The 12384-nt window shown below is 32.6% G+C and carries 12 protein-coding genes and 1 tRNA gene; 3 read left to right on the top strand and 10 right to left on the bottom strand.

Annotation, left to right across the window (positions count from 1 at the left end; translation table 11 throughout):
• Positions 1-54: 54 nt before the first annotated feature.
• Genes ACY2U7_RS02435 through argS form a run of 3 tightly spaced genes read right to left on the bottom strand, consistent with a single transcriptional unit; the run spans position 55 to position 3865 of the window.
• Positions 55-906, bottom strand: a complete 852-nt coding sequence (locus ACY2U7_RS02435; RefSeq protein ID WP_461815790.1) for a CPBP family intramembrane glutamic endopeptidase — start codon at positions 904-906, stop codon at positions 55-57.
• Between the two features lie 26 nt (positions 907-932).
• Complete coding sequence (locus ACY2U7_RS02430) at positions 933-2096, bottom strand: alanyl-tRNA editing protein (protein ID WP_461815789.1); 1164 nt, start codon at positions 2094-2096, stop codon at positions 933-935.
• A 2-nt stretch (positions 2097-2098) separates the two neighbouring features.
• On the bottom strand, positions 2099-3865 hold the full coding sequence (gene argS, locus ACY2U7_RS02425; RefSeq protein ID WP_461815788.1) for an arginine--tRNA ligase: 1767 nt from the start codon (positions 3863-3865) through the stop codon (positions 2099-2101).
• Positions 3866-4047: 182 nt separating this feature from the next.
• On the opposite strand from argS, the gene ACY2U7_RS02420 reads away from it, so the two are divergent.
• Together ACY2U7_RS02420 and ACY2U7_RS02415 are read left to right on the top strand one after the other, a co-directional pair.
• On the top strand, positions 4048-4686 hold the full coding sequence (locus tag ACY2U7_RS02420; RefSeq protein ID WP_461812417.1) for a flavin reductase: 639 nt from the start codon (positions 4048-4050) through the stop codon (positions 4684-4686).
• A 16-nt stretch (positions 4687-4702) separates the two neighbouring features.
• On the top strand, positions 4703-5608 hold the full coding sequence (locus ACY2U7_RS02415) for a deoxyribonuclease IV (protein ID WP_461815787.1): 906 nt from the start codon (positions 4703-4705) through the stop codon (positions 5606-5608).
• A gap of 63 nt (positions 5609-5671) precedes the next feature.
• On the opposite strand, the gene pepV is transcribed toward ACY2U7_RS02415, so the two are convergent.
• The 3 genes from pepV to ACY2U7_RS02400 form a co-directional block, all read right to left on the bottom strand.
• A complete protein-coding gene (gene pepV, locus ACY2U7_RS02410; protein ID WP_461812415.1) occupies positions 5672-7042 on the bottom strand; it encodes a dipeptidase PepV in 1371 nt (456 codons plus the stop codon).
• A 200-nt stretch (positions 7043-7242) separates the two neighbouring features.
• Positions 7243-7314, bottom strand: a tRNA-Arg gene (locus ACY2U7_RS02405).
• A 66-nt stretch (positions 7315-7380) separates the two neighbouring features.
• On the bottom strand, positions 7381-8256 hold the full coding sequence (locus tag ACY2U7_RS02400) for a DUF5688 family protein (RefSeq protein ID WP_461812414.1): 876 nt from the start codon (positions 8254-8256) through the stop codon (positions 7381-7383).
• Positions 8257-8466: 210 nt separating this feature from the next.
• On the opposite strand from ACY2U7_RS02400, the gene ACY2U7_RS02395 reads away from it, so the two are divergent.
• Entirely contained in the window at positions 8467-9246 is a 780-nt protein-coding gene (locus tag ACY2U7_RS02395; protein ID WP_461815786.1) for a hypothetical protein, read from the top strand.
• A gap of 223 nt (positions 9247-9469) precedes the next feature.
• Here the strand turns inward: ACY2U7_RS02395 and efp are convergent, their stop codons facing one another.
• From efp to ACY2U7_RS02375, 4 genes are all read right to left on the bottom strand, one after another.
• Positions 9470-10027, bottom strand: a complete 558-nt coding sequence (gene efp / locus ACY2U7_RS02390) for an elongation factor P (RefSeq protein WP_459639539.1) — start codon at positions 10025-10027, stop codon at positions 9470-9472.
• A 93-nt stretch (positions 10028-10120) separates the two neighbouring features.
• On the bottom strand, positions 10121-10621 hold the full coding sequence (locus ACY2U7_RS02385; protein WP_461815785.1) for a YqeG family HAD IIIA-type phosphatase: 501 nt from the start codon (positions 10619-10621) through the stop codon (positions 10121-10123).
• Between the two features lie 2 nt (positions 10622-10623).
• Positions 10624-11592: a carbohydrate kinase family protein gene (locus ACY2U7_RS02380; RefSeq protein WP_461812411.1), complete on the bottom strand. Its 969-nt coding sequence runs from the start codon at positions 11590-11592 to the stop codon at positions 10624-10626.
• A gap of 26 nt (positions 11593-11618) precedes the next feature.
• Complete coding sequence (locus ACY2U7_RS02375; RefSeq protein ID WP_461812410.1) at positions 11619-12293, bottom strand: peptidoglycan recognition protein family protein; 675 nt, start codon at positions 12291-12293, stop codon at positions 11619-11621.
• Positions 12294-12384 lie beyond the last annotated feature (91 nt).

The raw sequence follows: 12384 nt of genomic DNA, 5'->3' as shown, positions 1-12384 counted from the left end.
CTTCATCTATTTTGTTTTTTCAACACTTTTTTAACATTTTTGTAACATTTTCTTTTAACCCTCTGTTTCTATATCTTTTTTGAACTGTTTTTGCATAACTACAAAAAAGCTAGATGCCACCGCTCCACATAAAACCGTAACAATTCCAACACGCAAAACATTTCCAAATATCCAGGTATACAAACCACATTCAGTTCCAATTACACTTGTTAGATTAATAACTGAATGGAATAAAATTGAAGCTTTTAAACTACCATATTTTTCATAAATATATACAGCAAGATATCCTAATACAAATCCGTAGATTGCCTGTACAAGATTCCCATGATATAACCCGAACATCAGAGCACTTAACACCATCGCTTTGCTTTTTCTTGTAATAAAAGATAATCTTCTATAAATAATTCCTCTAAACATAAACTCTTCTGCAATTGGAACTAAAATTCCCAATCCAATAATCTGCGTCCAGAAGTTCTCTTTATATAATGCCGTTGCTATTTCTTCGTATGCTCCACTATACGCTGCTACATTTCCAAGAACAATTAAGTTATTCATTCCGATACAAGATACAATCGCCAAACCAATTATAACTGCATATTTCCATATAGGAGCTTTTTCTTCTTCGACAATTCCCAACGCTTTTTTGTAAGTAGAATCTTTTTTATACATCAACCAAAAAAACGGAATAACAAAAAGTGCTACTGCAGAAGTAATTAAAGTCAAATGAGACATAAATACATTCATCACATAACTTGCAGTTTCTTCTACATTTAATGTACTACTCTTTTGCATTTGAGGAACCATAATGAAAATTGATACGATTACTTCCACAACAAGCGACACAGCATAATACACTAAAAACGGAGAAATTATGGCAAATACTCCGATTTTTCTTTTTCTCTCCATATCTCTTTCCTCCCTTTCTTCTCCACTTATTTTTCAAATAAATCATAGGTGAAAAATTCATAAATCTCTTCTTTTGTTCCCGTTAATGACCCTTGTACCATTTCCGACTTTCCTCCACCTCTACCACCAAATTTTTCATTTAAACTTTTTGCAATTGGTCGAGTATCAACATAATGGCTTCCTATTACATAACGATAGTTCTCTTTATCATTTCCGAAAAATATACAACAAATTTTAATTTCTTTTTCTAATAGCAAATTAACTAATTCTCTAGGTGCGTTACCTTCTAATTCTGATTCAAACAAGCATACTCTTTCTTGTTTTTCTGCAATTTGACTTGCTTTGCTTTTTAACAATTTATCCTGCAATAACGCAATTTCAGCTTTTAATTGTACTTTTTCTTCTTTTAACTGTTCTACAGCTTCGACTATTTCCGTTTCTTTTGCCGACATTGCAACAGAAACCTTCTTCACACTCATTTCTTTTTCATTATAATCTGCCAATGCTCTAAAACCACAGAGCATATTGATTCTTACACCACCTTTATAATTTTGTATATTTGTTAGTTTTATCAGACCTATTTCTCCTGTTTTTTTTACGTGTGGTGCACAACAAGCACAAACATCATATCCTTTTATTGTAACTATACGAATTTGTCCTTTAATCTCTATTTTACTACGATATGAAATTTTATGTAATTGTTCCTCTGTTGGATAATCAACTTGAATGTCTAAATTTTTTGCAACACCTTCATTTGCTAAAAACTCTATTTGTTTCAATTGATCTTTTGTGAGAATCCCATCAAAATCCATTGTAACCACATCTTTTCCCAAATGAAATCCAACATTATTATACCCATACTTCTGATGAATCAGCCCAGATACAATATGTTCTCCCGAATGCTGTTGCATTTTAGAAAATCTCTCTTTCCAATCAATTTCCCCTGTTATATCTTTTCCCACCTCTAAGGGTTCTTCTGTCATATGATAAAGTATGCCATCTTTTTCTTGAACATCAAAAACTCTAACTCCATCAAGAAATCCTGTGTCTGACTTTTGTCCACCACCCTCAGAAAAAAAGGCAGTCCTATTAAGAACTACCTTGTAATATTTTCCCTCTTGCTCACAGGATTCTACCGTTGCTATGAACTTTGCCAAATGACTATCTTGATAAAATAACTTTTCTGTCATTTTTACATCCTTTCTGGAGCTTCAAATCCAAGCATATCAATACACGCCTCAAATATTTCTTTTGTTAAAAGTAACATAGAAATAAAACTCTTTTGTCTTTCTTCATTCTCTTCTGCAAGAATTTTTGTTTCATGATAAAAACGATTAAACGCATTTGCTAATTCATATACATATGCGCAAATTTTATGAGGTGCTTTCTCTTCATATGCATTTTCAATCACAGAATTAAATTTTGTTATTTCAAGCATCAATGCTTTTTCACTATCTGACACTGCTTTTTTTACAACTGCTCTTATCGGACTTGTCTTTGTCTCCGCATATTTTGCAAGAATCGATTTAATACGCACAATTGTATATAAAATATATGGTCCAGTATTTCCTTCAAAAGAAGTAAATCTATCTATATCAAACACATAGTCTTTCGAAGCCTGATTTGATAAATCTCCATATTTAATCGCAGACAAACCAACAATTTTAGCTATTTTTCTTGCTTCTTCTTCCTCAATAGCACGGTTTTCCATGATTTTCCCATACATTCTTTCTTCAATATCACCGATAAGATTTTCAAGGCGCATAACGCCTCCTTCTCTTGTTTTAAATGGTTTTCCATCTTTACCATTCATTGTTCCAAAACCAATAAATGTAAGTTTTGTATCTTCTTTCACAATATGTGTTTTTCTTGCACTTCTAAACACTTGTACAAAGTGTAATTCTTGACGTTTATCCACAACATAAATAACTTCATCTGGATTATATAATTTTTCACGTTCAATTAAAGTTGCTAGATCTGTGGTTCCATATAATGAAGCTCCATCAGATTTCAATATCATACATGGTGGAATTTCCTTTGTATCCGTCTCTTCTTTAACATCAATTACCAATGCCCCATCATCATATCTTGCATAATTTTCTTTTTTCAAATATTCTACCATCTCAGGAATATATGGTTGTGCATCAGACTCTCCTTTCCAAAGATCAAAATCCACATTTAAATTCGCATAGTTTTTCTTTAAATCTGCAACTGACACACGCATAATATGTTTCCATATTGCTGTATATCCTTTATGACCATTTTGTAATAAATATGTGGCCTGAAGAGCTTCTTCTTTGTAATCATCATGTTCTTTTGCATAAGCGCTTGCTGTTGGATAAATTTCTTCTAATTCATCAATTGTAAATGGTGCTTCTTCTGGATATTCTCCTGCAAATTCTTCATCAAAATATGGAAGTTCTGGTTTTCGTTTCTTCAATTCTGTAATAATCAACCCCATTTGGTATCCCCAATCACCCAAATGAACATCGCCTATAACTTTATCTCCCATAAACCGTGCAATACGTTTAACACTTTCACCAATAATCGCTGTGCGAAGATGACCTACATGCAATGGCTTTGCTACATTTGCTCCGCCGTAATCAATTACAATCGTTTTAGGCTCTGCTTTCTGCTCTAATCCCAAATGTTCCTCTTCACTCATTTCATTTAAGTAATCCGCAACAAACTGTTCACTCAATTTAATATTAATAAACCCTGGATTAACCGCTTCTACATCAGAAATTGCTCTACTGTTTTGCAATTTTTCAACAACATCTCCCGCAATCATAATCGGCGCTTTTTTATATGCTTTTGCCGCAGCCATTGCACCATTACATTGGTATTCACATAAATCAGGGCGGTTTGATAAAGTTACCTTCCCAAATTTTGCTTCATAGCCCGATTCCTCAAAAGCCTTTTCTAATTCTTCACTAATAATATCTGCTATCTTCTTCATAGTGCCTCCTTGTATATGTAACTCTTCTACTATATATATAGTAAGTAATACTTGTTATACTTTGTATATTTTATCATATGAGGTAATGAACAACAACCATATATTTTTAAAACCTTTCTTGCTTTTTTATCGTATCTATGTTACTATATCAGTAACAATTACTATTATTAAGGAGGATTATTATGAATAAAAATGTATTTCGCAACTTCTCTTATGGAGTTTACCTTGTATCTTCTTTAGACGGAGAACGACCAACTGGTTGCATTGCAAATAGTGTCATGCAAATCACTTCCAGTCCTGCAACTATCGCTATCAGTATAAATCATGATAACTTTACTAATTTTTGCATCAGTCAATCTGGCCAATTTGCTGTTTCTATTTTATCGCAAAACACTTCCCCTGACCTAATCGGACAATTCGGCTTTCAATCTGGAAAAGATATCAATAAATTTGAAAATATTCCTTTTCAAACACAGGCAGGACTTCCTATCCCTAACAACTGCTGTGGATATATCATCTGTAAAGTAATAAATACAATGGAAACCTCTACTCACACCGTTTTTCTTGGTGAAGTTATAGATGGAGACGTAATAAATACCGAAATTCCGATGACTTATTCTTATTACCATCAAGTCATTAAAGGAAAAAGCCCAAAAACTGCTCCAACTTATATAGACGAAGATTCTACTTCTTCCAATAAACATTGGATTTGTAACGTATGTGGATATATTTATGATGGAGACACTCCTTTTGAAGAATTGCCAGATACATATCAATGTCCTATTTGCAAAGTAACTAAAGAAAACTTTATTTATAAATAATCAGAAAGGATATACTATGTTAAAAATAGGTTCTCATGTAGGAATGAGTGGAAAAGAAATGTTACTCGGCTCCGCTAAAGAAGCCGTTTCTTATGGAGCAAATACTTTTATGTTTTACACAGGTGCACCACAAAATACAAAACGAAAAGAAATTTCCGAATTAAATATTGAACCAGCATGGGCATATATGAAAGAACACGGGATTCATGAAATTGTCGTACATGCACCTTATATTATCAACCTTGCGAACACGATCAAACCAGAGACGTTTGAACTTGCAGTAGATTTTCTTCGTTTAGAATTGGAACGTGCAACTGCTTGTAAAAGTAATACTTTAATTTTACATCCAGGTGCCCATGTAGGTGCTGGAACAGAAGCAGGTATAGAACAAATCGCTAGGGGAATTAATGAAGTGTTAACAAAAGATATTAGTTGCAATATTGCCCTTGAAACAATGGCTGGAAAAGGAACTGAGATCGGAAGAACATTTGAGGAACTTGCCCAAATTTATGATAAAGTAATCTACAATGATAAACTCCGTGTTTGTTTTGATACTTGCCATACAAATGACAGTGGTTATGATATTGTTAACAATTTTGATGGTGTAATACAAGATTTTGACAAGTTAATCGGCAAAGACCAAATCGCTGTTTTTCATATCAATGACAGTAAGAATGTTCTTGGTGCTAAAAAAGATCGACATGCTAATTTAGGTTTTGGAGAGATTGGTTTCGATGCAATTTCATATATTGTACATCATGAAGATTTTATCAATATTCCAAAAATTTTAGAAACACCGTATATTCCCTCTCCAACAAAAGCAAAGAAATCCTATGCACCGTACAAATATGAAATCGAAATGCTTCGAGCAAATGATTTTTGCCCCAACATCGCAGATACTATTCTTCAAGATAACGAATAAAAAAACACCTTGCATTGTTCCATTCCATTTTTGGAAAATTAATCAATGCAAGGTATTTTTTATTTATTTCTGAGCAAGTTCATACATTGCTGTAGCAACAATCTGAAATGATTTCATTAATTTATCAATTTCCCCATATTCATTTGGCTGATGAATAACATCATCATCACCTGGGAAAATAGGTCCAAATGCCACCATGTTTTCAAATGCTTTCGCATATGTACCACCACCAATTGCAATTGGTTCTTCATTACTTCCTGTATATTCGCGATACACATTCATCAATTTCTGTACTAATTCAGATTCTTTAGATACATACAAAAGGTTTCCTGTTTGTTCTACTTCTGCAGTTAATCCATACTCTTTCGCTGATGCTTTAATTGTTTCTATCATTTTCTCATGATCCGAATTATTTGGATAACGAACATCTAATGTAAAGAACAATTTATCTTCTGTACAGTCTACAACACCAAAGCATACTGATGTTTCTCCTGTTTCTTCATCATTAGAATATACTCCTAATGTTTCTCCCTTTGTTTCTAAATTGATTTTATCCAATACAAAATCAATCATTTTCTGTAAATCTCCACCTAAGTCAATTCCATTTTCTTTTAATGCAGTAAATAATTGAATTGCCGCATTTTTCCCTAAGTGTGGAAGGCTTCCATGTGCTCCTTTTCCTGAAGACACAATCACTGTATTTCCATTTTCTTTTGTCACAGAAATATTTTCTGATGCAGGGAAGTCAAAATCTCCTTCTACCACCATTGTGCATTTTGGTGTGACAACATTTTTTGCTGTACCTCCTTTAATAGAAAGCACTCTTACTGTTGAAGGATTTTCAACTTGTTTTGTTACTTCCCAAAAAATTTGACCTTTTTCACAGAAAATTACAGGATATTCTGCATCTGGAGTAAATCCAATCGTTGGTTTTTCTCCGCCTACTTTAATATAATGTTGTACACATGAAGAACCATTTTCTTCATCTGTTCCAATCATTACACGAATTCTTCTATCAATCGGAAGGCCTAAATCTTTAATGGCTTTCATTGCATAAACAGCCCCAATTGTTGGCCCTTTATCATCTAAAACTCCACGACCAAACATTTTCCCGTCATGCACTTCACATCCAAGTGGGTCATAATCCCAACCTTCTCCTAATGGTACAATATCAACGTGTCCTAAAACACCTACCATTTCTTCACCTTCACCATATTCGATCCAACCAACTCTGTTATCCACATTGCCCGTCTTGAATCCTAATCGTTCACCAAGTGCAAGTATATGATCCAATGCAGCCTTTGGCCCCTCACCATAAGGTGCATTTTCCTTCGCTTCACTTTTCACACTTTCAATTGCAACACTTTCACGGATAGATGTAAAAATATCCTCTTTTAATTCCAGCATTCTCTCGTCAAGTTTTTCATTTCTCATGTTGTTGTGCCCTCTCTTCCTGTTTAATTAATTATCTCTAGTTTATACTGAACATTACAATAAATCAAGCATTCTTTAACTTATTTTCACAAAAATCAACAAAATTTTTATTTTTTTCATTTATATAAAAAAAGACTTTTGTGATAAACACAAAAGCCCTTTAGGAATACAAATCTGCTTTCAAAAATTATATTAAGCTACACATCTAGGCGGATTCGAACCGCCGCTCATGCCTCCGGAGGGCATTGCTCTATCCCCTGAGCTATAGATGCATATTGCATTTGGTTTAACCCCAAATGCTTTTTCAGTTTAACATATATTTTTTTAAAAGTAAAGAATCAACTCATTCTCTTTTCTTGAATATTATAGAAATAAACATTATTTGATAAAACTTCCTCATTCTCTACTTGCGTTTCATTTATTTCTTTTACCATTTCTTCAATCTCTTCTTTTTTAGGCGCTTTACTTTCTGGCACAATTATCATCTCATGAATACTGCTTGGTATAATATAATAATTTTCTTTCAATTCTTCCCCAATCAATTCAAGTATGCCATCATATATAATGCAAATCGCACCAAAACTTCGTATATCATTACTAAGTACATACATAACCTCTTCATCATCTTGAGGCATATCTATCCCTAACATTTCTGCAATAACCTCTTTCATTTGGCGTAATTCAGCAGGGAACTGTTTCTGAACATTTTCTTTTGCTACTTGAAACAATTCTGTTTCCTCAATCCCCCACATTTCCAATTGTGAAAACTTCACTGGCATTGTCACAATACCATTTTCCTTCAATTCGATTAACACATAGCAAACAATCGCCAAATCTAAAAAGGAAATGTATGGCGTATCCTCTAAAAATTCTTTATTTTTTTCTTGATTAATAAGTTTACACAATATCTTTTTCCGTGTTTTTGCAAAATCATTTAGACTTTCTATTTCCCACTTTTGGGAAACTCTTGTACTTCCATATACTTCTAAAATATCTTGCACAATCTCATCCAATTTTTTTCCTTCTTGAAATTCTTTATATATTTCTTCTAAATAAATTGTTGGGGAAATATTTATTCCTTCTTCTACAAAAGCAAGTCCTCTCCTTTCTGTATTATTATTTTTCAATGCAATATGAACATCTATCTTCGTATTCTTCTCCAACTTGCATTCTAATTCTTTTTTTACGGCTGCAACAAACTGACTATATGTCATGCTTTTTTCTCCTCCTTGCAGTCCATCTTTTGTTATTATTAGGCGAACATGATGCGAAGTGCATCTTTGATTTGAATAATAGAATATTATGTATTTCTATTATAGGAGAATATAATCTTTTTTGCAATACTTTTTATTTTTTTACTCGCATTCTTTTTCTATCTTCGCTATAATACATACTGTATGACATAATCAAAGGAGGAAAAGAAAATGAAATGTTCGCGTTGTGGCTCAGAAATGAAAATCAAGAACATAAAAGTAGATACAGATATTTACGGAAATCCAATTTACCATAAATACGCTTATTGTTACAGTTGTAAAATAAAAAGAAACTTAGGAGAACAGAAAGTATTAGCAAAGCCTACTCATAGAAGTTCATCGCATCGGGCAAAAAAACGAAGAAAAACTAAAATTTTAATTACCATTTTACTGCTCTTATTGTTTTTAGTTGGAATTTCTATCTTTCTTTTGAATAAATCGTTTATGCAAAAGAAAACCGAAAATAAAACTGTCGCTAATACAGTAATTGTAAAAAATACGATTTCATCTGATGCGTTAGAACAATTAAAAACCGGAATGACTTACGAAGAAGTAAAAGATCTTATTCGTAACGAAGGAAACAAACTTTTAGAAGTTGACTCTAACAAAATCCCAGCAAAACGTTATCAATGGGCAACCGAAAATGGAAAAGGAACGGTTCTCCTTTCTTTTCAAGACGAAAAGTTGATTAGCATTTCCAAAACAGACAGTTCATCTGTTAAATCTGTAGATTTTACAGATAAAATAAAAAAAGAATTCAAATTCGATATGACTTATAACGAAATAATTTCCCTTCTTGGAAATGAAGGATCGTTATTATCCGAATCTTTACAAGATGGAATAATAAGTAAATTATACATATGGAAAGACTCAAATTCAAAACAATATTTTTCAGCTATTTTCGTTGAAGATAAGCTTCAATCTTATCACTTTTATGACAACCAAAAATAATAAAAATGGGCTCTATACTAACTGTTGGGGTAGATGATTTTAAATTTATCATCTATCTCAACAGTTTTATTTATAATAAAAAACACTTCCCAGTTCCAGTTATCACCCTAGACACTAAGAAGTGCACATATAATACCTTCAAACGAAAAAATGGAGTAGGATTTTTAAAATCCCACCCCAACTATTAACCTATAGTGTGAATAAATCATATTCTCCACTTTTATTATACTCTTGATAAGTATTCCCCTGTACGTGTATCAATCTTAAGAACATCTCCCTGTTCAACAAATAATGGTACATATACAACAGCTCCTGTTTCAACTGTAGCAGGTTTTGTAGCACCTTGTGCTGTATCGCCTTTAAATCCAGGTTCTGTATCTGTAATCTGAAGTTCTACAAATAATGGTGGTTCTACTGCAAACACATTTCCATTATGTGAACAGATTTTAACCATTTCATTTTCTTTTACAAATTTAAGTGCATCACCGATTGTTTCTTCGTTCAATGCAATCTGATCATATGTTTCTACATCCATAAAGTGATATAATTCACCATCTGTGTATAAATACTGCATATCTTTTCTTTCGATATGTGCTTTAGGGAATTTTTCAGTTGGTCTAAATGTTTTTTCAACAATTCCTCCACTGATAATATTTTTTAATTTTGTTCTTACAAACGCTGCACCCTTTCCAGGTTTTACATGTTGAAATTCTAAAATCTGATAAATGTTCCCTTCAATTTCAAGAGTAACACCATTTCTAAAATCTCCTGCTGAAATCATTATAATCCTCCTTAATAGTATGTCTAAGACATATGCCATTTCTTTTTACTGCATATAATTCTATAATAATTTTCACAGTTTTTCAACCTTTTTTTACTTTTTACGCTCTTTCTTATAGAAATATAATACTATTTTTTCTAAATATCTCTTTAAAACAATCTGTATTTCTTCTTTAGGATGAATTGGTTTTACCAAAATATTTCGTATTCCAGTACGTTTTGCCCCATATACATCAGTAAACAATTGATCCCCTATAAATATTGTATTATGCACATCTGTTCCCATAAGTTCCATTGCCTTCTTATAATTTTTTTTAGAAGGTTTGTGAGCATTATAAATGTAATTTACCCCAATCTCTTCATTAAATTTCTTTACTCGCTCTTCTTTATTATTAGATAAAAGACAACATTTAAATCCTATTTCCCTTAAACGGGAAAACAATTTTTTTGCTCTATCATCAGCTGGCTTTCCATGCGGTACAAGCGTATTATCTATATCAAATATTAATCCTCTATACCCTTCTTTATATAACTCTTCAAATTCAATAATATATGTGGATGCTTTATAAGCATCCGGGAAAAATTTTTCAAACATCTCTATATCCTTTTCTCTTTCTTTATTAATTCTAATATCTCCTGCTGCGTTGGCATAGAACAAAGTGCTCCTTTTCGAGTTGTTACTATTGCTGCTGCACTGTTCGCAAAAGTAAGTATTTCACGAAGTTTCTTCTCCGTAAGATTTTCTATTCCATATTGCAATACATAATGTATAACATTTCCACAAAATGTATCCCCTGCTCCAGTTGTATCTACCGTTGGCACATTATACGCCTTTTCTTCTACACATATGTTCCGATAATATGCTCGACTTCCTCCTTTACCAAGAGTTAAAAAAATAAGTGGGATTTTATATTTCTCTTGTAGACACTTTATCCCCTCATTATAATTTTCTTTTCCAGATACAAACTGTAATTCATTATCCGAAATTTTTAAGACATCACATTTTAAAAAGCCATAATTCATTTGCTCTTTTGCATCTTCCAAACTTTCCCATAAAGGAGAGCGTAAATTAGGATCAAAGGTAATTAATAATCCGTTTTTCTTTGCCAACTCTACTGCTTTTTTTGTTGCCCTCTTAACTTTCTCATGAGTCATAGAAAGAGTGCCAAAGTGAAATACCTTTGCTTGACAAATATATTCTTCAAAAACTTCTTCCTCCACAAGCATCATATCTGCACCTGGATTTCTATAAAAAGAAAATTCTCTATCACCTTCCATGAGAGTATGCACAAAAGCAAGGGTCGTAGGCACAAGTTTATCCTCATATAAACACGAAGTATCAATCCCTACATCTTTTAATCTATTTCTCAACTGTCTACCAAAGAAATCTTGTCCGACTTTACCTAAAAATGACGTCTTTCTTCCTAACTTACTCAACATCGCAAGTACATTACACGGTGCTCCCCCTGGGCAAGCTTCAAAAATAGTATTTCCTCTTTCATTTTTTCCATTCATTGTAAAATCAATCAACAATTCTCCCATTGCAATTACATCATATTCTTTCATATATTCCCTTCTCTTCGACCAATTGATTAGTTCATTGCATTTCTAACATCTTGCTTAAACTTTTTCCATGCTTTTTCATCTTCCACAAAATATTTGGGACAATTTTTCCCTGTAATATCATAATGGCGTATCACATCTTTTTCCGTTAAATCAAATTTTTTACATAACCATGCAGTTAATTGTACCATAGATTTGTATGTTTGCCGAGTATATTTCCCATCAGAATTTTTATGACATGTTTCAATAGAAATCGTATCTTTATTACGTGTATTTGATGCATATGCTTCTTCCCATGTAGGTACACACTGTACAATTTCGCCTTTTATTCCAACAACAAAATGACTACTTGCCTTTGTCTGATGGCTATCTTTTAAGCCCTCAAAATAATTTCTATTCTGTACTGCAGTCGATCCAGGATTTGCCGTATAGTGGATTACAATTCCTTTTATTTTCTGAGTATTCGTTCCGGGCCTTGAATACATATTTGGCGTAAGTAACTGCACATCTATATCAGGCTTATTTTTATCAATTTCTTTTCCTACTTCTTCAACATACTTCGCCTCACTACTAAACACTCCAAAACGAAATATTTTCATTATACTTAATCCCACTAGAATCAGAACCAGAAGTCCAATTCCCATCCTTGTGTATAATTGTATTTTTCTTTTTCGTTTTCGCTTTGTCATTCGTCTCTTTTTCATCTTTTGTATCTTCCTCATTTTTACTAAGTGCAATTCTAGCATACTTTTATTCATTTTTGGTGAAAATTTGCTTACAAATTTCTTAAGATTA

The organism is Faecalimonas sp. (genome assembly GCA_029264305.1).
Lineage (GTDB): Bacteria > Bacillota > Clostridia > Lachnospirales > Lachnospiraceae > Faecalimonas.
Note: the sequence above shows the minus strand (reverse complement) of the source record. Positions and strands in the feature narration are given on the sequence as shown.